17 protein-coding genes are annotated in these 21,586 nt (G+C 64.1%); 10 read left to right on the top strand and 7 right to left on the bottom strand.

All coding sequences use genetic code 11. The features are described from left to right. The first annotated feature begins 51 nt into the window (after positions 1–51). Positions 52–1,575: a leucyl aminopeptidase gene (locus tag DVU_RS02025; protein WP_010937722.1), complete on the top strand. Its 1,524-nt coding sequence runs from the start codon at positions 52–54 to the stop codon at positions 1,573–1,575. A 254-nt stretch (positions 1,576–1,829) separates the two neighbouring features. Here the strand turns inward: DVU_RS02025 and DVU_RS02030 are convergent, their stop codons facing one another. Beyond that, positions 1,830–2,948, bottom strand: a complete 1,119-nt coding sequence (locus DVU_RS02030; protein WP_010937723.1) for a GGDEF domain-containing protein — start codon at positions 2,946–2,948, stop codon at positions 1,830–1,832. Positions 2,949–3,524: 576 nt separating this feature from the next. Between DVU_RS02030 and speA the strand changes: the two genes are divergently transcribed. The 5 genes from speA to speB all read left to right on the top strand — a co-directional run bounded on the left by speA (position 3,525) and on the right by speB (position 9,647). Continuing rightward, positions 3,525–5,444, top strand: coding sequence for a biosynthetic arginine decarboxylase (gene speA / locus DVU_RS02035; protein ID WP_011792905.1), 1,920 nt, complete (start codon positions 3,525–3,527; stop codon positions 5,442–5,444). Between the two features lie 248 nt (positions 5,445–5,692). Beyond that, positions 5,693–6,883: a saccharopine dehydrogenase family protein gene (locus DVU_RS02040; protein WP_010937725.1), complete on the top strand. Its 1,191-nt coding sequence runs from the start codon at positions 5,693–5,695 to the stop codon at positions 6,881–6,883. Between the two features lie 277 nt (positions 6,884–7,160). Beyond that, positions 7,161–8,333 (top strand): carboxynorspermidine decarboxylase, encoded by a 1,173-nt coding sequence (gene nspC, locus DVU_RS02045; RefSeq protein ID WP_010937726.1) that lies wholly within the window; start codon positions 7,161–7,163, stop codon positions 8,331–8,333. Between the two features lie 254 nt (positions 8,334–8,587). Then, positions 8,588–8,764, top strand: a complete 177-nt coding sequence (locus DVU_RS16675; protein WP_010937727.1) for a hypothetical protein — start codon at positions 8,588–8,590, stop codon at positions 8,762–8,764. A 10-nt stretch (positions 8,765–8,774) separates the two neighbouring features. After that, positions 8,775–9,647, top strand: coding sequence for an agmatinase (gene speB, locus DVU_RS02050; RefSeq protein WP_010937728.1), 873 nt, complete (start codon positions 8,775–8,777; stop codon positions 9,645–9,647). A gap of 307 nt (positions 9,648–9,954) precedes the next feature. Here the strand turns inward: speB and DVU_RS02055 are convergent, their stop codons facing one another. Then, positions 9,955–13,152 (bottom strand): EAL domain-containing protein, encoded by a 3,198-nt coding sequence (locus tag DVU_RS02055; RefSeq protein WP_014524234.1) that lies wholly within the window; start codon positions 13,150–13,152, stop codon positions 9,955–9,957. 179 nt (positions 13,153–13,331) lie between these two features. Here DVU_RS02055 and DVU_RS02060 point away from each other — a divergent pair, with 179 nt between their 5' ends. The 3 genes from DVU_RS02060 to DVU_RS02070 all read left to right on the top strand — a co-directional run bounded on the left by DVU_RS02060 (position 13,332) and on the right by DVU_RS02070 (position 16,424). Then, a complete protein-coding gene (locus DVU_RS02060; RefSeq protein ID WP_014524235.1) occupies positions 13,332–13,751 on the top strand; it encodes a universal stress protein in 420 nt (139 codons plus the stop codon). 152 nt (positions 13,752–13,903) lie between these two features. Beyond that, positions 13,904–15,349 (top strand): cardiolipin synthase, encoded by a 1,446-nt coding sequence (gene cls, locus DVU_RS02065; protein WP_010937731.1) that lies wholly within the window; start codon positions 13,904–13,906, stop codon positions 15,347–15,349. Positions 15,350–15,533: 184 nt separating this feature from the next. After that, the gene (locus DVU_RS02070; RefSeq protein ID WP_011792899.1) at positions 15,534–16,424 is read left to right on the top strand and encodes a zinc dependent phospholipase C family protein; all 891 of its coding nucleotides are present in this window, start codon (positions 15,534–15,536) and stop codon (positions 16,422–16,424) included. Positions 16,425–16,631: 207 nt separating this feature from the next. On the opposite strand, the gene chrA is transcribed toward DVU_RS02070, so the two are convergent. Continuing rightward, positions 16,632–17,984: a chromate efflux transporter gene (chrA, locus tag DVU_RS02075; RefSeq protein ID WP_010937733.1), complete on the bottom strand. Its 1,353-nt coding sequence runs from the start codon at positions 17,982–17,984 to the stop codon at positions 16,632–16,634. Between the two features lie 477 nt (positions 17,985–18,461). On the opposite strand from chrA, the gene DVU_RS02080 reads away from it, so the two are divergent. Then, positions 18,462–18,782 carry a putative quinol monooxygenase gene (locus DVU_RS02080; protein WP_010937735.1) on the top strand — a complete coding sequence of 107 codons (321 nt, stop codon included), beginning with the start codon at positions 18,462–18,464 and terminating at the stop codon, positions 18,780–18,782. 393 nt (positions 18,783–19,175) lie between these two features. Here the strand turns inward: DVU_RS02080 and DVU_RS02085 are convergent, their stop codons facing one another. From DVU_RS02085 to DVU_RS02100, 4 genes are read right to left on the bottom strand one after another with little or no spacing between them, the layout of a single operon-like run. After that, complete coding sequence (locus DVU_RS02085) at positions 19,176–19,577, bottom strand: 4Fe-4S dicluster domain-containing protein (RefSeq protein ID WP_010937736.1); 402 nt, start codon at positions 19,575–19,577, stop codon at positions 19,176–19,178. Between the two features lie 18 nt (positions 19,578–19,595). Beyond that, complete coding sequence (locus DVU_RS02090) at positions 19,596–20,672, bottom strand: hydrogenase large subunit (RefSeq protein ID WP_010937737.1); 1,077 nt, start codon at positions 20,670–20,672, stop codon at positions 19,596–19,598. A gap of 12 nt (positions 20,673–20,684) precedes the next feature. Next, a complete protein-coding gene (locus DVU_RS02095) occupies positions 20,685–21,077 on the bottom strand; it encodes an NADH-quinone oxidoreductase subunit C (protein WP_010937738.1) in 393 nt (130 codons plus the stop codon). Positions 21,078–21,112: 35 nt separating this feature from the next. Next, positions 21,113–21,586 (bottom strand): NADH-quinone oxidoreductase subunit B family protein, encoded by a 474-nt coding sequence (locus DVU_RS02100; RefSeq protein WP_010937739.1) that lies wholly within the window; start codon positions 21,584–21,586, stop codon positions 21,113–21,115.

The following is a 21,586-nucleotide window of genomic DNA, read 5'->3' on the forward strand; positions in this document are numbered from 1 at the left end:
GACGTCTTGCATCCTGCTGGATGCGAGCGGTGCCCATTTGCGGAGGATAAGGTGGACATCCGTTTTCAGGCCGGAGGGCACGCCGCATGGCGTGCCGGGGCCGTCATGGTTTTCGTGTTCAAGGACGAACCGCTTGCCGAGGTCGACAGCCAATTGGTGGAGGCCGCGCCGTGGCTGACCATCGCCCCGGCGGGCAACGACTTCAGGGCCGCGAAGGATGAAGTGGCCGTGCTGCACGGCCCGCCCGCGTTCGACATCCCGCGCGTGGTCGCGGTGGGGCTTGGCAAGCGGGAGGATTGCACGCTTGAGCGTATCCGCCTTGCCGCAGCCGCAGGCATCCGCCGTTGTCGCGACCTGCGTGTCGAGAACGTCGGTGTGGTCGCGGCACAGTTGGGGCGCATGGCCCCCACGGAGCATGACGCCCTGCGGGTGGCCGAAGAGGTGGTGTGCGGTGCCCTTCTCGGTCTGTACCGCTACGACCGCTTCCGCACGGTGAAGGACGACGAGAGGGCGGAAGACCCGCGCTGGCTGGCACTCCTGTGCGAGGGCAAGAACGTCCCCGACGACCTGCACGGTGCCGCCCGCAAGGGCGAGGCGGTCGCCTTGGGCATGGGGGTCGCCCGCGACCTCGTCAACGGGCCTGCCAACATCGTAACGCCCGCGTTCCTTGCTTCGGAAGCTGAGGCCCTTGGAAGGAAGCATGGCTTCCGGGTCGAGGTGCTGGGCCGTGACGAACTGTCATCCATGGGGATGGGGGCCTTTGCTTCGGTCTTCCGCGGTGCGGAAGAGGAGGCAAGACTCATCGTCATCGAACATGCCCCCGCCGGAACCGAAGAACAGCAGCCGCTGGTCTTCGTGGGCAAGGGCGTCACCTTCGATACCGGCGGCATCAGCCTCAAGCCCGCTGCGAAGATGCATGAGATGAAGGGCGACATGGCCGGGGCCGCTGCCATTCTCGGTCTTTTCGCCGCGCTGGGCGAGCGCGACCTGCCTCGTCGCGTGGTGGGTGTGCTGCCGTGCACCGAGAACATGCCCGACGGCCGGGCCACGCGCCCCGGTGACGTGGTCACCACCCTTTCGGGCAAGACGGTGGAGATTCTCAACACCGACGCCGAGGGCAGGCTTCTGCTGTGCGACGCGCTCACCTACGCGCAGCGCCGCTGGCAGCCCGAGGCCCTTGTCGACCTTGCCACGCTCACCGGGGCGTGCGTCGTGGCACTCGGGACCGAAGTCGCCGGACTCTTCTGCGACGACGCGGCCCTTGCCGATGCCATCGCCTCGCGCGGCGAGACCGTGGGCGACCTCTTCTGGCCCTTGCCGCTGTGGAAGTCGTATGCCGAGAACCTCAAGAGCGATGTGGCCGACCTCGCCAACGTGGGGCCGCGCGAAGGGGGTGCTGTGAACGCGGCGCTTTTCCTGCGCCAGTTCATCGACGATGGCGTGCGCTGGGCGCATCTCGACATCGCCGGGCCTGCCTTCACCGCCAAGAAGTCGGCCCTGTGCCCGGGCGGTGGAACGGGTTTCGCCGTACGCACGCTGTTCGAACTTGTCAGCGAAGGCATTCCCGCCGCGTAGGCGAGGCGCCGTCCGAGGCTGTCGGCAACAGCAGGAGGCTGCGCAACAGGTGTCCTGATGTCTTTTAGCCCGGTGCGCGCGGCGGCGGGGCAAGCCCGCAACGCGTGAGCAACCATCGCCGAGACGCATCGCGCCGTGACGGCGTTCATGGAGGGTCGCCCCTTGGGGCGGCCCTTTTCCGTCTGCGAAACCGTTCCGGGTGTGCGGGGTGAGGAGGGGGGCGACTGTGGGGCATGGGGCGCCCGCAGGTGTCGTCAGTCGGCCTCTTCGATGTAGCCGGGCGGAAGCAGGATGTCGGGGATGTCTCCCGAGACGACGCGGTTGCGCCCCTGTTCCTTGGCCATGTAGAGTTTACGGTCGGCCTTGCGGATGTGGTAGTCGGTGTGTCCTTCGCGGGAGCATTGGTGCACCCCGAAGCACAGCGTCACCCTGATGGGGATGCCGTGGTACGAGAACGGGTACGATTCCGTGAGGGTCCGCAGTTTTTCGGCCAGACGGGTCGCCCCTTTCTCGTCGGTATCGGGCAGCAGCAGAAGGAATTCTTCACCGCCCCATCGACAGACGGTATCCTGCGCACGCATGTTCGTCCGCAGCATATCGGCCAGTTTGCGCAGGACATAGTCGCCGCATTCGTGCCCGTGCGTGTCGTTGATGGTCTTGAAGTGGTCTATATCACAGAGGATCAGTGACAGGGGCGTGTTGTTTCGCAGGGAACGTTGCCGCTCCTGTTCGAAACGTTCGCAGAGTGACCTTCGGTTCGCAAGCCCTGTGAGAGGGTCGGAACGTGCGCAGAAGGCCAACTGGTGGGTGAGGGCCAGCAGTCTGCGTTCGGAGTGCCGCCGGGCGGCTTCGGCGACCGATACGAGGGAGATGCTGGCGGTCAGGGCCAGCAGGTAGCGCGGGGCGAAGCTGTCACCATACTCGAAGGGACTGAGTTCTTCAGGGCCGTACAGGATACAGATGATACCGAAGACCAGCAGTGCCACGAGCATGCCGCCGCGCCGCAACCCGAAGGTGAAGAGCAGCAACGGTGGCAGCGAGAAGACCCACAGGTGCCCCATACCGGCGACGCCACCCGTGGCCATGAGCCACCAGTCGACGCCGATGAGGGCAAGGGCAAGCAGAAGGTTGATATTGCTTCGCTTTCCTGTTCTGCCGAGATGGAGCATGGAGAAGAGGGCAAGGGCGGCGATGCCGCACAACAGCAGGGCCATGCCGCCGTATCCCTGCATCCAGTCGAAGAAGGCAAGAGACAGGCAGAAGACCATGGTGACGGCGTTGAACATGTTGGCCACGCCGACGTGGTGTATGGCTTCAGGCTGCGGGGCATGGGACAGCCCGTTGCTGAAGACCCGGTCGATGAGGGTGCGCATGAGGGTGCTGTTCGATGTGCGAACGCCATCTATGGCGGACTGGTGTCAGGGCGCATGATCCCCCCCTGGGCGCATGCTGCTGAACGAGCTTTGCCGATATCGGTCAAACAATCATTTCTATACATAAAAGTTGTCGACTGTCAGTGACAAGGCGGGGATAATGTGTCTCCTACCTTCAAAATGGGTGAATGCCCTACTTCTAGGTGGGGGATGCGTGATGCCAGCGACCCCAGAATGGGGCATGTCTCGATAACACCCGTTGCCGGTGCCCGCCTCTCCCCGCACTGGGGCGGGGTGATTACGCTTTTTCCGCTGTATTGACGGAACCTGCGACCCATGAAGGGCGCAGGTAAGCGGCTGGTGGCGGCTGGTGCTATCCTGAATGATGGCGCGAGGGGGCTTCGCCTCGAAATCACCTTCTGGATGGTCGTTGACAAGGGGGGGCATCATACATAGAAGGTGCCACTCCACACCCGTGCATGAAGACTCGCGTGTGGTTCAGGCCGGGGCGGTGGCGTGCGTGTGGTACGCCACTCTAGAGGAACCTGTAATCGGGGTTTGTATGAGGTTCGAGAATTGGCAAGAAACCGTACGTTGCAGCAGTGGGGTGTCGAAGACTCCGCTGAACTCTATGGTATCCGCAACTGGGGTGCGGGATACTTCGATGTCGCACAGAACGGCGATGTCGTCGTATACCCCTTCGGTCATAACCGCGGTCCTGCCGTAAGCATTCCCGAGATCATCGGGGGCATGCGGGAGCGCGGCTACGACATGCCGGTGCTCCTGCGCATCGAGAACATCCTCGATTCCCAGATCACCAGTCTTCACACATCCTTTCGCAACGCCATCGGCTCGCTCGGCTACAAGGGCGAATACCGGGGCATCTTTCCCATCAAGGTCAATCAGCAGCAGCAGGTGGTCGAGAAGATCGCCCAGTTCGGTTCGCACTACCACCACGGTCTCGAGGTGGGCAGCAAGGCCGAGCTCATCGCCGCCGTCTCGCAACTGCGCGACCGCGAGGCGTGCCTCGTGTGCAACGGCTACAAGGACGAGGAGTTCATCGACCTCGGCCTGCATGCGGTGCGTCTCGGCTTCATGTGCATCTTCGTACTGGAGATGCCGGGCGAACTCGACCTCATCCTCGAAAGGGGCGAGGCGCTCGGCGTGAAGCCCATCATCGGCGTCCGGGCCAAGCTTTCCGTCAAGGCGGGCGGGCACTGGACCGATTCGGGCGGCGAGCGTTCGACCTTCGGCCTCACCACGTCGCAGATTGTGGACGTGGTGGACAGGCTCAAGGAAAAGGGCATGCTCGACTGCTTCAAGCTGCTGCACTACCATCTCGGGTCGCAGGTGCCCAACATCCGCGACATCCGCGCCGCCGTCATGGAGGCTTGCCGCATCTATGCGGGCCTCGTGCAGGAAGGGGCGGCCATGGGCTTCCTCGACCTCGGCGGCGGTCTCGCCGTCGACTACGACGGTTCGCACACCAACTTCGTCAGCAGCCGTAACTACACGCTCGACGAATACTGCGCCGACATCGTCGAGGCGGTCATGACCACCCTCGACGAGCAGAACATCCCCCATCCCCATATCGTCACCGAGTCGGGGCGGGCCACCGTGGCCTACTATTCCATGCTGCTCTTCAACATCCTCGATGTGAGCCGCGTGGAGATAGGCAACCTGCCCGACGCCCTGCCCGAAGACACGCCCGAACCCGTGCGCAACATGCGCGAGGTGCTTGCGGGCATGACCCTGCGCAACCTGCAGGAGTGCTACAACGACGCGCTCTACTACCGCGACGCCGTGCGGCAGCTCTTCCTGACAGGGCAGGTGACCCTGCGGCAGCGTACGCTCTCCGAGCGGCTGTTCTGGGCCATCATGAAGCGCATCGCGCAGGAGAAGCAGAAGCTCAAGCACGTGCCCAAGGACCTTGCCGAGATCGACGTGGCCCTCGCCGACATCTACTACGGCAACTTCAGCGTGTTCCAGTCGCTGCCCGACTCGTGGGCCATCGACCAGCTTTTCCCCGTCATGCCCGTGCACAGGTTGCAGGAACTGCCGTCACGGCAGGGCATCCTTTCGGACATCACCTGCGACAGCGATGGCCGTATCGACCACTTCATCGACCCGCAGGGCATGAAGGGAACCCTCGACCTGCATCCCCTGCGTGATGGCGAGGAATACTACCTCGGCGTCTTTCTCGTGGGGGCCTATCAGGAGACGCTGGGCGACCTGCACAACCTGCTTGGCGACACCAACGTGGTCAGCGTGCGCGTGCATGAGGACGGCACCTACGAGTTCGTCCGCGAGATACGCGGCGACTCCGTGGCCGACATCCTCTCCTACGTGGAGTATGATCCTCGCAGGATATACGAGGACATCCGCGAACTGGCCGAACGTGCGGTGCGCGAAGGGCGCATCACCGCCTCCGACCGTTTCCGGGTGATGCAGGCCTACGAAGACGGACTCCGCGGCTACACCTACTTCGAACGGTAACGGAAAGGGGCGCGCCCGCCGCAGGCGGGGTGTGCCCCTACCCGGTGATTCCCGGCCCGGTGCATCATGCGTGCGTCGTGCAGGGGTGTCGTATATGCTGTGTCCGGGCTTCTCGTTCTGATGGTCCCGGAACAGAAGCAAGGTGGCGTGTGACATGGGCTGGCGTGTTGCGTCCGGCCCCGTGACAGGATCATATGGCGGCAAGTCGCCCCTCTCCGGGGGCATGTGTGCCGCAAAGGAGATGCGCTATGGCGAAGGTTCTCATCATCGGTGCCGGTGGCGTGGGTGGCGTGGTCGCCCACAAGTGCGCGCAGGTCGCGGACGTGTTCTCTGAAATCGTGCTGGCGAGCCGCACGAAGTCGAAGTGCGACGCCATCGCCGCCGACATCAAGGCCCGCACGGGGCGTACCATCGAGACGGCGCAGGTCGATGCCGACAACGTCCCCGAACTGGTGGCGCTGATCAAGGCCTGCAAGCCCGCGATGGTGCTCAACCTCGCGCTGCCCTATCAGGACCTCACCATCATGGACGCCTGCCTCGAGACCGGAGTCCATTACCTCGACACGGCCAACTACGAGCCTCTGGACGAGGCCAAGTTCGAATACAAATGGCAGTGGGCCTATCAGGAGCGTTTCCGTGAGAAGGGCCTCATGGCCCTTCTGGGCAGCGGCTTCGACCCCGGCGTGACCAACGTCTTCTGCGCCTATGCCCAGAAGCACCTGTTCGACGAAATCCATGTGCTGGACATCATCGACTGCAACGCGGGCGACCACGGGCACCCCTTCGCCACCAACTTCAATCCCGAGATCAACATCCGTGAGGTCACGGCCCGCGGCAGGTACTGGGAACGCGGTGAGTGGGTCGAGACCGACCCGCTTTCGTGGGCCATGAACTACGACTTCCCCGAGGGCATCGGCCCGAAGAAGTGCTTCCTCATGTATCACGAGGAACTGGAGTCGCTGGTGCAGAACCTCAAGGGGTTGAAGCGCGCCCGGTTCTGGATGACCTTCTCCGACAACTACCTGAACCACCTCAAGGTGCTCGAGAACGTGGGCATGACCCGCATCGACGAGGTGGAACACAACGGGCACAAGATCGTGCCCATCCAGTTCCTGCGTTCGCTGCTGCCCGACCCCGCCTCGCTGGGGCCGCGCACCAAGGGTCGTACCTGCATAGGTTGCCTCATGCAGGGCGTGAAGGACGGCAAGGAGAAGACCGCCTACATCTACAACATCTGCGACCACGAGGCGTGCTACCGCGAAGTGGGTTCACAGGCCATCTCCTACACGACGGGCGTACCCGCCATGATAGGGGCCATGATGATGCTCACCGGCAAGTGGACAGGGCAGGGCGTGTTCAACATGGAACAGATGGACCCCGACCCGTTCATGGAGAAGCTGAACCTTCACGGGCTGCCGTGGGTCGTCGTCGAGAAATAGTCTGACACGGGACGGGGGCCGCGAGAGTGCGACCCCCGTCTTCTCGAATGTCGTCGCGTCCCTGCCGTAAACGGATGTGCCTATCCGCAAGCGTAAGGATCGATCGACGCAGTGGACGTATTCCGGGTTTCGTGCCGTCCCGGCGCGCCTGACCACGCCGTGGCGCAGTCTTCACCGTCAGTGCCCGTCGGTTGCCCCGTGTCGTCCGCGCACAACCTCCTGCACAGTGGCAAGCTACCGGTAGATGCTGTCCGGCCTACCCCTATGGAGACCACCCATGATGGATGAACGCTATCTCGCCGCGCTCGACCCCGCGCGGTTTCCCTCCCCCTGTTTCGTCATCGACGAGGACAGACTGGTGGCCAACGCCGCCATCCTCGACGAGGTGCAGCGTCGCACGGGTGCCCGCGTGCTACTGGCCCTGAAGGGCTTCGCCGCATGGAGCACCTTTCCGCTGCTGAGTCGTGCACAGGGCGGCGTGCTGCACGGCACCTGCGCCAGTTCACCGCATGAGGCGCGCCTCGGGCGCGAGACCTTCGGCGGCGAGGTGCATGCCTTCGCGGCAGGGTACAGCGAGGACGACATGGCCGAACTCGTCACCATCGCCGACCATATCGTCTTCAATTCCTTCGCGCAGTGGCGGCGGTACCGCCCCGTGGTCGAGGCCTCCGGCAGGCATATCGAGTGCGGCATCCGGGTCAACCCGGAGCATTCGGAAGGGGCCGTGGCCATATACAACCCCTGTTCACCGGGGTCGCGTCTCGGTGTGCGCGAGCGTCATTTCGAGCCGCAATCGCTCGAGGGCATCACCGGATTGCATTTCCACACCCTGTGCGAACAGGACGCGGGCGCGCTGTCGCGCACGCTGGATGCCTTCGAGTCGAAATTCGGCAGATACCTTGAGGGAATGCGCTGGGTGAACTTCGGCGGCGGGCACCACATCACCCGCGAGGGGTACGACCTCGACCTGCTCTGCCGCTGCATCGAGCGTATCCGCGACAGGTACGGCGTGCAGGTGTACATCGAACCCGGCGAGGCCGTGGCGCTGGATGCCGGGGTGCTGCTGTGCAGCGTCCTCGACGTGGTACAGGCCGATGTGCCCGTGGTGATTCTCGACACCTCGGCTGCGGCGCACATGCCCGACGTGCTGGAGATGCCCTACCGCCCCGGTTGCATAGGGTCGGGGCTGCCTGACGAGAAGGCGTGGACATGCCGTCTTGCCGGCAAGTCATGCCTTGCCGGTGACGTGGTGGGTGACTATTCGTTCGATAGGCCCCTGCGACCCGGAGACAGGCTGGCGTTTCTGGACATGGCCATCTACAGCATGGTCAAGACGACCACCTTCAACGGCTTGCAGCTTCCGGCCATCGCGCTCTACCGTGCATCTTCCGGCAAGCGCGAGGTGGTGAGGACCTTCGGCTACGAGACCTTCCGCGACAGGCTGTCATAGGCAGGTGACGCGGCGTCCATTCAACGTTCAAGGAGGCACCCATGTGCGGCCAGTGCGACCCGAAGAGAAGGCCCGTTGCGTCGGTGGCACCCCCGCCGGGCACTCCGCCGTCTGTGGAGGTATCCCCCGAGGCACGGGAGTACATCGCAAGGCGTGGCGGCGTGGTCAGCCTCTGGCAACGTCTGCAGGCCGGTTGCGGCTGAGCGGGGTGCGGCTCGGTATCGAGCCTCCCCGCCGTGAGCGTGGGAGAACCCGTGGCGGGCAAGATGCCCCGCGACATGCAACGGACTGAACGTGACGGGCTGGTGCTCTGGGTGGACGCCCGGCTTGAACCGGCACCGGGGGCGACTTCGGTGGTGGTGGCGTTGCGGCGGCTGTTCGGTCTCATCCCCTATCTCGACATCAAGGCGCGTGAACACCTGCGCCGCTGAAGGAACATCCATGACAGACTCGCCGCACAAGCGTTTTCTGGCTTCCGAACTGGACGATATCGCGCCGGAAGAGGCCCGGTTCCATGTCATCCCCGCGCCTTTCGAAGCCTCTGTCTCGTATGGAGGGGGAACGGGCGCAGGGCCTGACGCCATCCTCGACGCCTCTGACCAGCTTGAGTTGTGGGACGGGTTATCCATCCCGGCGGCGCAGGGCATCCACACGCACCCCCCCGTGGACTGCACGGGCGACGCCGAGGCGGTTCTCGACCGCATCTCCCGAGCGACCCGAAGCGTTCTTGATGCGGGGGGGACGCCTGTCCTGCTGGGTGGTGAGCACACCGTCACCTATGGGGCACTTGCGGCCCTGCGTGAACGGTTCGGCCGATTCGGGGTGGTGCAGTTCGATGCCCATGCCGACTTGCGCGACAGCTACGAGGGGTCGCGGTGGAGTCACGCCAGCGTGATGCGGCGTGCCGTGTCCGACCTTGGGCTACCGCTTGTGCAGTACGGGGTGCGCGCCTTGTGCACGGAAGAGGTGGCTTTCCGGCGTGAAGCCGGGGTGACGCACTGGGATGCGGCGCAACTGGCCCGTTCAGGCGTGCCTGCACGACCGCTTCCCGATGACTTTCCGGAAAGTGTCTATGTGACTTTCGATGTGGACGGCCTCGACCCTTCCATCATGCCCGCCACGGGAACGCCCGTGCCGGGTGGGCTTGGCTGGTATGATGCCCTGCGGCTGGTGGAACGTTCCGTGTCCGGACGCAGGGTGCTCGGTTTCGATGTCGTTGAACTCGCCCCCATCGCAGGATGGCACGCCGCCGATTTCGCGGCAGCGCGGCTGGTCTACGACATCATGGGCATCATCCAGCGCATGGCCCGATGACAGGCCGCTTCGTACGCTTCTGCGGTCGCGCGGCTTCGGGGTGATTCCCTGCGCGATGGCTTGCAGCACGCCTCGCCGGACCTCGTCGGGCGTGGCCCCCGGAATGGAAGGAACATCCCCCGTGCGGTTCTTCGCATGGGGGATGTTGCGTTTCAGGGGCTCATTGCGTTCGCATCCCCGTGAGAGCGATACCGGGCCGATGCACCCCGGTGGGCGTTCCGGAGGAACGCTTCTGACTGGCGCATCGGCGTGACCTACTGCCAGTGTCGCAGATTGCGGCGCTGTAGCTGCACAACGCGGGCGGCTGTCAGGGATGGTCGAATGAAAGTTCGCCGGGCGCGACATTGACGTCGAAGCAGACGCCCCGGCGCAGCAGGTCGAACAGCCGGTCTCCGGGTACGGCGGGACTGAAGAGAAAGCCCTGCACAACACGGCAGCCATGGTCACGCAGGAAGTGCATCTGCGCACCGGTCTCCACGCCTTCGGCGATGACGTCGAGGTCGAGATTGCGTGCCATGGCGAGCATGGTCAGGGCGATGGTGCGGCTTCCGGCCACGTGGGGCAGGTCGCGCACGAAACTCTGGTCTATCTTCAGGGTGTGCAGGGGCATGTGCTTGAGGTGGTACAGCGAGGAATACCCCGTGCCGAAGTCGTCGACGGCGAGCGTGATGCCGAGGGCCGCCAGCCGGTCGAGTCGGCGCAGGGTGCGCGTCACATCCGACATGATGGCGCTCTCCGTGATTTCGAGTTCGAGGCGCTCGGGCGGGACGCCCGTATCACGAAGCGCAGCCAGCACTCGCCCCACAAGGTCTGCGTGGCGGCATTGCACCAGTGACAGGTTCACCGCCATGGTGATGTCGGGCAGTCCTTCATCCATGAGTGCGCGGGTGAAGGCGAGTGAACTGCGAAGCATGTGTTCGCCGAGGTCGAAGATGAGGCCAAGGTCTTCGGCTACGGGAATGAACTCGCCGGGCGAGATGCGTGTCCCATCGGGCAGTGTCCACCGGGCCAGTGCCTCGGCCCCCACGATGCGCCCGGTGGCGAGGTCCACACGGGGCTGGAAGTGCGGCACGATTTCGCCATGACGCAAGGCGTGGCGCAATCGTCCCTCGAGTTCCATGCGGCTGCGTATCCTGTCGTGGAGGTGGGGCGAGAACCGCTCATAGGTGTTCTTGCCCTGCGCCTTGGCGCGATACATGGCGAGGTCGGCGTTGGTGAGCAGTTCGTCCGGCCCCTTGCCGTCGGCGGGATGGATGGCGATGCCGATGCTGAGCCCGACATGGAGTTCCCTGTCGAGCAGTGCGATAGGTTGCGAGAAGTGATGCAGGATGCGCTCGGCCACGAGCACGACCTCGCGTTCTTCACCGGGGTTGGCCACGAGGATGACATACTCGTCGCCCCCAAGCCGCGAGAGGGTGTCCTCGGGACGGATGAGCAGGGTGAGATGCTCTGCCACCTCGGCAATGAACTTGTCACCGGCCTCATGCCCGAGGCTGTCGTTGATGGTCTTGAAGTTGTCGATGTCGATGTACAGCAGCCCGCATAGCCTGCCCGTGCCCTGTCCCTCCTTGAGTTCGCCTGCCAGACGTTCCAGCAGCAACGCACGGTTGGGAAGTCCGGTGAGGGCGTCGTGCATCCCCTGATAGCGTATCTGCGCCTCCTTGGCCTTGAGGTCCGAGATGTCGTGGAAGAGGGCCACATAGTTGGTCGTGGCGCCCGACTCGTCGCGGATGGCACTGATGCTGAGCCATTCAGGGTAGTTCTCGCCGTTGATGCGGCGGTTCCATATCTCGCCTTCCCATGCGCCGCGTTCATGTAGCGAGTGCCACAGGCGTTCGTAGAATCCGCGGTCATGCCTGTTGGATTTGAGGATGCGCGGGTTGCGCCCCACGGCGTCGCGTTCGTTCCAGCCGGTGATGGTGGTGAATGCCGGGTTGACGGCGAGGATGGCGCCCGAGGCGTCGGTGATGAGGATGCCCTCAAGGGCATTGCGGAAGACGAGTTCGAAGAGGTTGAGGCGGTGCTCAGTGTGAATCCGCGACGAGATGTCGCGGAGTGCGACGAGAAGGGTGCGCTCTCCCTCGATGTCCAGAGAACGGACGCTGACTTCAGCAGGGAACGCTACGCCCCCGCGGAGAAGCTCGGTACGGGTGCGCAGCGGGGTGTCTTCACTCTCCGGGACGGGCAGGGCGTGCCCTTCCCGGCATATGTCGCGGGCTTTCAGGGCCAGCAGTTCATGGCGCGACAGCCCGAGGGTGGCTTCGGCCATGCGGTTGCAATCGAGCAGGGTCCCGTCGTCCCGCTGGAGTAGCAGTCCGTCGGGCGCGTAGTCGAAGAGGGCGCGGAAGCGTGTGGAGGAGCGGTGGAGTGCCTCGTTGGCCACACGCAGTTCTTCCGTGCGGGTCGCGACCATGGCCTCGATGTTGGTGAGTCGCTGGCGCAGTCCCGCCTCGGTGTTCTTGAGGGCGGAGATTTCCATGGCGACCGTGCCGACCCCTTGCATGCCTCCGGAATGGTCGCGAACCGGGAAACGTTGCACGAGGAACGTCCTGTCGCTGCCATCGTGTCCGTACCGCGGCAGGGTGACTTCCAGTTGTGACGGGGTGCCTTCACGCTGCATCCGTTCATTGTCGGCCGCCAGCAGCGCGGCGATGCGTTCGGGCAGGAGTTCGGCACGGTGCCTGCCGCGTGCGATGCCGTCCGGAAGGCGCAAGAGGGTGTGCCCCGCCTTGTTGAGCAACTGGACCCGCCCCTCGAAGTCCGTGAGGGCGAGCAGTCCCGGCATCTCATCCAGCAGAATCTGCCACGGGGCGTAAGGCCCCATGCCCGATGCCGGGTCGACATCGGGCGCGAAGGTGTCGTCATCCGTGTGGAGGACTATCGACAGGACCGCTGTTCCCCATGCCGTTCGCGGCAGGGGGATTGAGGTGCACCGCACGGGTTGTTCCTCTGCGGAGAGGGGGATGGTGTGCGCGTGGGCCTCCATACGCAAGAGCGTGGCCCTGTCCGCCTGCCGTAGTGCTCTGGCGCTGCTCTTGGGGAGCACGCTTTCGGGCGGGGCGTTACGGAATGCACGTTCGGGGATGCCGAAGAGCGCCGCGAAGGCGGGGCTGACGAAGCGGAAGATGGAGTCTGCGTCACGCAGGGCTACGGGCAGACCGCTATGACGGAGTGAGAGCAACGTGTCTGCAGAAGGGGGCGTGAGGTCTAGGCATACCAGAAGACCATCCTCGCCGGGAAGCGAGGTGAACGTTGCCCTGCACGCTGTCGGCCCCTCGCGGCACAGCAGGAGGGCATTGCCCGACCATGGAGGGACAGGGGTGCGGGGCGTCGTCTGCAGCACTGTCTCGAGGCGTACGCCGCACACCTCTCCGAGGAGGGCCTCCCCGCTGGCGTCGGCGTGTCGTACCACGCCGTCGACGCCCACGCGCAAGACAGCGAAGTTGGTGGCTTCTGCCGTCTGAAGCGTGCGAGGTGACTGGCTGCCTTCGGGGGAAAGTCGCATGTGGCCTCCGTTAGGGAACATCAATTTCCGAGTATATGCGAACTGTGCTCCTGCGCAACCACTTCGGCATACCTGACAGGCACGGGCTTGCCTTGCGTGTGGCAACGTGCAACTATGCGCCAGAATCAGTGAACCTCATGCTGCCCCTGCAGGGGAGCAGAACACCTATGGAGGTGCCGATGTCGTTTTCGAAGATACTGCTTCCCGTCGACGGCTCCGAACATGCCCGACTGGCGTTGCGACATGCCCTGGCCCTGGCCGAGGGGGGCTCCACAGTCGTGCTTGTGCACAGTTACGGTGATATCCCGGCACTGATAGGTGGTGAGGCACGAGAGCAACTCATGAAGGAATGCGTGACCGAGGCCGACGCATTGCTCGAGCCATACAGGACCGCACTTTCCGGTGCGGGTGTGCCCTATGTGGAACATGTGGTCGTCGGTGCGCCGGTGCAGGCCATTCTCTCCGTCTGCGAGAGGGAGGCGTGCGACCTCATCGTCATGGGGTCGCGGGGGCTGACCGACTTCGAGGGAATGGTCATGGGCAGCGTCGCCCACGGGGTGCTGCACCAGAGCACCGTTCCGGTACTGGTCGCGCGATAGCAGGAAATCGACGGGCGGCATGGTCGGTCTTGCGTCCGTGCCGCCCCTCTCCATATGACGAGGACGAGAGGTGCGCAGGGTGAACCTGCGCCACCGGACTCTGGACGATTGCGGAACGGAACGGGAGAAGCCATCACCGACACCGGAATGCCATGACCACGCTGCACTGGATACTGCTGCCCATCTCCTACGCGCCATCTGTGGTCGCTGCGCTGCATGCCCTGCTCACCAAGCGCGACCCGCGTTCGGCCCTCGGCTGGATTGCCGTGAGCCTCACGTTCCCATTGGCTGGCCCCTTCTTCTATTTCATCTTCGGCATCAACCGCGTCCATAGCCGTGCGGCCCAGCTTCTGGCAGCCACGGAGAACAGGAGGCGTCGTCAGGGTGAGAGGTTGCATGGAGGGCCGGAAGAGGACGACCCGCCGGGTACCGTTTCGGATACCTACATACCCCCACGGTTTCGCGCCCTGGCACGTGTCGGACGCATGGTCACCGGAAGACCCCTTGCGGGGGGCAATACCGTGCGTCCGCTGTATAATGGCGAAGACGCCTATCCCGCCATGGTCGAGGCCATCGACAAGGCCGAACACAGTGTCTTTCTCACCACGTACATCTTCGGTGGCCGGCGCATAGGCGAACAGTTCGTGGATTCCCTCGCCGATGCGGCTGAACGCGGGGTCGACGTCCGGGTCATCATCGACGGTGTGGGGGGACTCTATTCGTGGCCGAGGGCGTGGTCGCGCCTGAAGCGTCGCGGAGTGCGCGTCGAGAGATTCCTGCCGCCGCACCTGTTGCCACCGCAGCTTTCCGTGAACCTGCGCAACCACCGCAAGGTGCTGGTCTGCGACGGGCATGTCGGTTTCACGGGCGGCATGAACGTGGGTGACCATCACCTCATGGCCACCGACAATCCGCGCCGTGTGCAGGATGTGCATTTCCTGTTCACGGGCCCCATCGTGGCACAGTTGCAGGAGGTCTTCCTGCGTGACTGGGGTTTCCTCACGGGAGACTATGCCCTGACGGCCCCGGTTCACGATGAACCCTGTGGCGATTCGCTCTGTCGTACGGTGCTCGAAGGGCCGGGCGACCGCGCAGAACGTCTGCACGACCTGCTATGCGGCATCATCTCCAGCGCCTCGCGCTCGGTGCGCATCGTGACCCCGTACTTCCTGCCGTCGCGTGAGATCATCAGCGCCCTGCGGGCAGCGGCCCTGCGCGGGGTCGATGTGCGCGTCATGCTGCCTGCCCGCAACAACCTTCCCTTCGTGCACTGGGCCACACGACACCTGCTGGAAAGCCTTGTGGACAGCGGGGTGCGCGTCTTCTACCAGCCGCCGCCCTTCTCGCATTCCAAGCTGTTGCTGGTCGACGGCTACTATGCGCAGGTCGGGTCGGCCAACATCGACACGCGCAGTCTGCGGCTCAACTTCGAATTGACGGTGGAGGTCTTCGACACCAGCGTCGTGCGGCAGTTGAACAGGCATTTCGACACGGTGCGGCGCATGAGCGAAGAGGTTCAGGCCAGTATGCTGGCCAGTAGACCCTTCGCCACGCGGGTGCGGGATGCCCTGTTCTGGCTCTTCTCTCCGTATCTGTGAGCAGACGGGGAGGCATGGGCGCATGGTGGCGATCCCTGTCCGGGACATGCCGGAAAATGCCATGAAATGACCTTGTCTGGCGGCATGTTGCGTCGGGGCTTGACAGCCTCTGCGCCGTGCGTATGTAGGGGGTCGCGCGACACCTCGTGTCGCAGACGTCAAGCCTGAAGAGGTATCCCCGCTGATGCTTCGTTTCCCCTTGTTCCTTGCCATGCTCATGGTGCTGCTCCTGCCCGGAGACGCACTCGCCTGGGGGCCGGGTATCCACATGGCTACGGCCTCGTGGCTTCTCGACCATCTGCCCCTGCTGCCCGCCGCCCTCGCACAGGTGGTGGGGGCCCATCCCGCCGCCTTCCGCTACGGTTCGCTTTCCGCCGATATCTTCATCGGCAAGGGGTGCAGGGTGAAGCCGGGGCACAGCCATAACTGGTCGACGGCGCACGCCCTGCTGGACGAAGCCGACACGCCCGAGTTGCGTGCCTATGCGGCGGGCTATCTCGCCCACCTCGCTGCGGACACCGTGGCCCATAACCACTACGTGCCCAACCTGCTGCCCGGCACACCCGGCAGCGGCAAGTTCTCGCATGTCTACATCGAGATGCAGGCTGACAGGCTTGTGGAGTGGGACGGTGCCTCGTACAGGCTCTTCGATGCCATGTCCGAAGCCGATAGCGCCCTGTTGCGTGCCACGGACAAGGCCGCCTTGCCGTTCCGTCTCAAGAAGCAGCTGTTCCGCGGTAGCGTGGCGGTGGCGGGGCGTCAGTCGTTCCGGCGTTCCTTGCGCATCGTGCACAGGATGATGCCCCACGCTGCCGACCGTGCCTACCTCGGCATGATGCTCGACATCAGCGCGCGTGCCGTGGTGGACGTCTTGCGTGACCCCTACGGTTCCGCCGTGCTTGATATCGACCCCATAGGCAGCGAGGCCCTCGATACGGCCCGTACAGCCTGCCGGTGCGCCACGCCGCTGGCCTTCCTTACGGTCGACCGCGAACTGCGCTTTCCGCTGGACGCCCGTCTGGCGTCCCTTCCCGCCTCTGGCGTCCCCTCGGGCAAGTCTGCCCACGCAGCCTGAATCCTGCCTGAGTCCTGCCCGCGTCCTGTTGCGGCTGATGGTGGATGCCTGTCGCCTTGCACCGGGCAGGGGCGTTGTCCTCTGCCGTCTGTCAGGCTGTCCTGCATAGGCGGTCTGCGCTGCGCGTCTCTTGCCCCGTCAGCGGCAGATGCTCTTCGCCTCGCCCCGTCGGTTCCAGCGTCGTTTGCAAGACCCTGCCGATGCAGGTCAGAGCAACGCGGAAAGCACCGAGATGGCAGCCGCCCCTATCACGACGATGCCGGGGTCGACCTTGCGCCACAGCGCCACGAAACCTCCTATGGCAAGGAGCGCCGGGAGTGGTTCGGGAGGCAGTGAGCGGACCACGGCGACCACCAGTGAGAACAGAAGCCCCGAAAGGGCGGCGAGGCTGGCGCGTACGCCGCGGTGATACAACCGGGAGCGTTCGATCAGAGACACCAGCGTATCCGCCGTCAGCAGGAAGAGCAGTGACGGGGTGAAGATGGACACCGCGGCGATGACGGCACCGAGAAGCTGGTCGACCCGCCATCCGATGAAGGCCGATGCCATGATGATGGGGCCGGGAGTTACCTGCCCGATGGCGATGCCGTCGAGAAAGGCCGAATCGGGCATCCAGCCCCGCAATTCCACCACCTCGTGTCGCATGACGGGCAGCGATGCCAGCGCACCGCCGAAGGCCACGAGGTCGGTACGCATCATGGAGACGGCTAGCTCATACAGCCGTGGTGCAGCGAGCGCCAGCACCACGAGGAACGTCAGCGTGAGTGCAAGACCCGCCGTCAGTCGTATCGCACCCTTCCTGAAGTTGCGGTTCTCCCGGGGGCAGCCAGCGCCCGGCATCGTCTGTGCTGTCTTGGTGCAGGGCTGTGGCACGGGCACATCCTCCTCCCTGTAGACGAGGAGTCCGGCGGCGACGGCGAGGCCCAGCGGAAGCAGCGGGTGCAGTTCAAGGAGTGCCAGTCCGCATACGGCAAGGGCTATGACCCTGTCGGCCCACGACCGGAGATAGCGAACGGCGAAATCCATGCCGCCATGCACCATGATGGCGAGTGTCACAGCCTTGATGCCCGTGAACGCGTGCTGGAAGGCCGGAAGTTCATGATTCTGCCAGTACAGTGCGGCAAGGGTCGTGATCATGGCGAAGGCGGGCAGTACGAAGCCTGCGAAGGCTGTCAGCATGCCGGGCACACCGCGTAGCTTCAGTCCGCAATGCGCCGATACCTGCATGACCGTGGCACCCGGTACGGCCTGACAGATGGCGACCGTGGCCTTGAACGATTTTTCATCGAGCCATCGACGCCGTTCAACGACCATGCGCCGCACATGGGGCAACATGGCGGGGCCTCCGAAGGCCGTCAGACCCACGCGCAGGAAGGAGAGGAACAGGGCCGCATGGCCGGGGGGGCGGTGTGGTGCGTCATCGGGCTGAGGTGCCGCCTCGTTGGCGACTGCCGCTGTGCCGGTGGCGTCGCCCTTGGCAATCTCATTCGTGTCTCGTCCGCAAGGGCCTTGCCCTTCAGGCGGGGCATGATGCCCTGCGTGTTGCGCCGTATCCGCCATGTTCTTCCATCCTTCTGCGAAAGTACAATGCCATGGGCTTGCAGGCGTCGGGTACAGGCACGTGCCCGTGAAAAGCATGAACCGACGAAGATGATCCAGTTTGCATTTCTTTCTGGGACCTTATCGTGGGCACTCCCTGACGCAATGGGCTACCAAGGAACGCCGTCCATGTTGAAGGCCCGCAAAGGGTATCCTGCGTACGGCGCACGGGGCGGGCTGCTGTAAGGTTCGTGCAGGGTACGCGGTATCGGCGTGGTGCCTTCTTGCTTCGATGGTCTTTTGGCTGCACATCATGAAGCGGGTGCGGGCGGGGCATATCCCGTAAGTGCCCCACGGTCTGCAGCCAAGCCGCCGGGTGTTCATGGACGTTGGCCTGGTCTGTCATGACGTTTCATGTCGTTCCGAATCCACCCTTGAAGCGTAACCATGTAACCTTCTCCGGCAGGGGGCGAGCCCATCGGAGTACAGGAGAACGCCATGCATCATGATATGATTGCCATTACCGCCGAAGTCGTCGCAAGGGAAGGGCATGAGGCCAAGGCCGCTGAACTTCTTGCAGGACTCGCCGCCGCCACCTCACACCATGCCGGAGTGCTGCGGTACGAGGTGCAGCGTCAGGCCGGAAATCCGCGCGTATTCATGGTGGTCGAACTTTGGGCCGACCGTGCCTCGCTGGAGGCGCACAAGAATACGGAGGATATGCGGTGCTTCATCGAAGCTGCCCCGGCAGTACTCGAAGGCGCATGGCTTGTGCGTGAATGGCAGGGCGTTGCGGCGTCTGTAATCCCCGCAGCGTAGGTTCTCTGCCCTGTCCCGGGACTTCTCGGATGTGTGACCGGCGTATACGCTTCAGGGCTGGCGCCGGTATCTTACATCCGGGGCGGGATGCGGACGAGGATGTCTTCGGGCAGCTGTCTGCCTGACTGCTGACGCGCCTTGCGCCGGGCCATATGCCAGCCCATGTACCAGTCCCCGTGCTGGGGGGCCGTAGGCAGTACACCTTGTCGATGGCTTGCCCGAGTGCCCTTGGTGTCACGTTCATGCGGTGACAGACGTTGGCAGCGAAGTGCAGGGCAATGAAGTGAAGACCGGGCTGGCCTTGTCCGCAACGATGGGGACAGCCTGAACATGAGAAGGGGCACGGCGTTCGCCGTGCCCCTTTGTCAGACATGGTTGCAGGTGCAGCTGCCGCTATTCGGAAGCCGTCTCGGCAGCCTGAGGGGCCGCAGGCGCCTCGGCCTTTTCGGCCTTCTTCGAGCGGCGGGGCGTACCCTGCAGCTGTACCACGAACTTCTCGGGGGCGGGCGCGCGGTGCACGTTCACCATCGAGAGGCACTGCGTGGGGCAGGCATCGACGCATACAGAGCAGTAGACGCAGGCGAAGGGGTCGCAGTCCCACGTGCCGGCCTTGGGGTCGACCGTGATGCACTGCGAGGGGCACTTTATCTGGCAGCTCTTGCAGAAGATGCAGTCTTCGATCTTGTTCACGAGACGCCCGCGGAAGCCTTCGAAGGCCGGACGGGTCTGGAACGGATAGAGCCGCGTCGCGTACTTGCGCGACAGGTTCTTGAGGACGTTGCTGAGCATGTACATGGTGTTGTCTCCCTGCTGCTAGCGCTCTGTGCAGCTGATGCACGGGTCGATGGACAGTACCGCCACGGGCACGTCCGCCAGTTGCAGACCGCCCATGATGGCGAGCAGCGGCGGGATGTTGGCGAATGTGGGAGTGCGGATGCGTACACGTTCAAGGTGCTTCGAGCCGTTACCCTTGACGTAGTACATGAGCTCGCCACGCGGCTGTTCCACACGCGCCACGACTTCACCTTCCGGCTTGCCGGGAACCTTCACGGAGAGTTCGGTGTCCGGAAGCTTGGAGATGGCCTGACGCACGAGGTCTACCGACTGGAGCACTTCGAGGAAGCGCACCTTGCAGCGTGCCCACGAGTCGCCGTCGGGTACGGCGATGGGTTCGAAGTCGAGTTCGTCGAAGGCCGCGTACTGCAGCTGGCGGGCGTCCTGCGCCACGCCGCTGCCGCGCAGCATGGGGCCGACGGCACCAAGCTGGATGGCCTGCTGTGCGGTGAGTACGCCCACACCCTTGGTGCGCTTGCACACGGTGTAGTCGTCGAGGATGGTGGTCATCAGGGCACGGATTTCGCGTTCGAGGTGGTTCATCTCGTCGAGAATCCACTTCTGGTGTTCAGGCGACAGGTCGCGGCGCACACCACCCACGATGTTGGTGGAGATGACCACGCGGTTGCCCGCTGTGGCTTCGTTGATGTCCATGACGCGCTCGCGCACTTTCCAGAACTGCATGAACAGGCTCTCGAAGCCGAAGCCGTCGGCGAAGAGACCGAGCCACAGCAGGTGGCTGTGGATACGGTGCAGTTCCGACCAGATGGTGCGCAGGACCTTGGCGCGACGGGGCACTTCGACGTTCATCATGCACTCGAGCGACTGGCAGTAGCACATGGCGTGGATGCACGAGCAGATGCCGCACACGCGCTCGACCACGTAGACCATCTGGTTGTAGTCGCGGATGGAGGCGAGGGTCTCGAGGCCGCGGTGGACGTAGCCGAGGGCCGGAATGGCTTCGACCACGGTCTCGTCCTCGACGACCAGCTTCAGGTGCAGGGGCTCCGGCAGAACCGGATGCTGCGGGCCGAAAGGAATGATGGTGCGGGACATGGGACCTACCTCTTATGCCTTCTTCTGGATGGTGGAGATCTTGCAGAACGGGGCGGACATGCTGCCCGTGATCTCGTCATCCAGGTAGAGGGTCCTGTTGAAGTCGAGCACCAGACCGTCAAAGGTCAGGCCGAACTGGTCACGGGCCTCGTTTTCGATGAGCAGGGCGGCGAAATACACCGGCGTCAGGCTGGGGATGGGCTGGTCCTTGGGGGTCGTCAGCCGGTAGTGCACGAACTCGAGGTCCTTGTCGAAGTGGTAGATGATGTCGACGTTGCCGTCGCCAAGATCGACCACCGAGTAGGTGACGAGCCTGTAGTCCTGCTCGAAGAGCGCCTTGGCCTCGCCGACGATGGCGTCGATGGCGATGGGTTTGGCGTTCAGTATCTCGGTATGGTTGGGCATGGTGTTTCCTCGTCTTAACGTCGTGAGAGGCTTGCCTACTCGATGACGGTCACTTTGGGCATCTCGGCGAGACCAAGCTTGGCCTTGACCACCTCAAGCGCGGTGACCACGCCGTCGATGATGGCCTCGGGCTTGGCCGGGCAGCCCGGCACATAGACGTCGACGGGGATGACCTGGTCGACGCCGCCGACGACGTTGTAGCACTCGCGGAACACGCCGCCCGAACTGCCGCAGGCCCCGATGGCGATGACGGCCTTGGGGTCGGGCATCTGGTCGTAGATGTTCTTGAGCACCTTCTTGTTGCGATGGTTGACCGTGCCGGTCACCAGCAGTACGTCGGCGTGCTTGGGGTTGCCCACGTTGATGATGCCGAAGCGTTCGACGTCGAACACGGGGGTAAGGCAGGCGAGCACTTCAATGTCGCAGCCGTTGCACGAACCACAGTCGAAGTGGACGACCCACGGGGACTTGAGGCGGCCCTTGTTGATCCAGTCTTTGATGAGACTCAT

This window comes from Nitratidesulfovibrio vulgaris str. Hildenborough (genome assembly GCF_000195755.1).
GTDB classification, from domain to species: domain Bacteria; phylum Desulfobacterota; class Desulfovibrionia; order Desulfovibrionales; family Desulfovibrionaceae; genus Nitratidesulfovibrio; species Nitratidesulfovibrio vulgaris.

What these genes read in the sequence shown, in the direction of transcription:
- DVU_RS02030 (WP_010937723.1), bottom strand. Translation starts at nt 2,948, where the DNA reads ATGCGCACCCTCATCGACCGGGTCTTCAGCAACGGGCTGTCCCATGCC.
- DVU_RS02040 (WP_010937725.1), top strand. Translation starts at nt 5,693, where the DNA reads ATGGCGAAGGTTCTCATCATCGGTGCCGGTGGCGTGGGTGGCGTGGTC.
- nspC (WP_010937726.1), top strand. Translation starts at nt 7,161, where the DNA reads ATGATGGATGAACGCTATCTCGCCGCGCTCGACCCCGCGCGGTTTCCC.
- speB (WP_010937728.1), top strand. Translation starts at nt 8,775, where the DNA reads ATGACAGACTCGCCGCACAAGCGTTTTCTGGCTTCCGAACTGGACGAT.
- DVU_RS02055 (WP_014524234.1), bottom strand. Translation starts at nt 13,152, where the DNA reads ATGCGACTTTCCCCCGAAGGCAGCCAGTCACCTCGCACGCTTCAGACG.
- DVU_RS02060 (WP_014524235.1), top strand. Translation starts at nt 13,332, where the DNA reads ATGTCGTTTTCGAAGATACTGCTTCCCGTCGACGGCTCCGAACATGCC.
- cls (WP_010937731.1), top strand. Translation starts at nt 13,904, where the DNA reads ATGACCACGCTGCACTGGATACTGCTGCCCATCTCCTACGCGCCATCT.
- DVU_RS02070 (WP_011792899.1), top strand. Translation starts at nt 15,534, where the DNA reads ATGCTTCGTTTCCCCTTGTTCCTTGCCATGCTCATGGTGCTGCTCCTG.
- chrA (WP_010937733.1), bottom strand. Translation starts at nt 17,984, where the DNA reads ATGGCGGATACGGCGCAACACGCAGGGCATCATGCCCCGCCTGAAGGG.
- DVU_RS02080 (WP_010937735.1), top strand. Translation starts at nt 18,462, where the DNA reads ATGCATCATGATATGATTGCCATTACCGCCGAAGTCGTCGCAAGGGAA.
- DVU_RS02085 (WP_010937736.1), bottom strand. Translation starts at nt 19,577, where the DNA reads ATGTACATGCTCAGCAACGTCCTCAAGAACCTGTCGCGCAAGTACGCG.
- DVU_RS02090 (WP_010937737.1), bottom strand. Translation starts at nt 20,672, where the DNA reads ATGTCCCGCACCATCATTCCTTTCGGCCCGCAGCATCCGGTTCTGCCG.
- DVU_RS02095 (WP_010937738.1), bottom strand. Translation starts at nt 21,077, where the DNA reads ATGCCCAACCATACCGAGATACTGAACGCCAAACCCATCGCCATCGAC.
- DVU_RS02100 (WP_010937739.1), bottom strand. Translation starts at nt 21,586, where the DNA reads ATGAGTCTCATCAAAGACTGGATCAACAAGGGCCGCCTCAAGTCCCCG.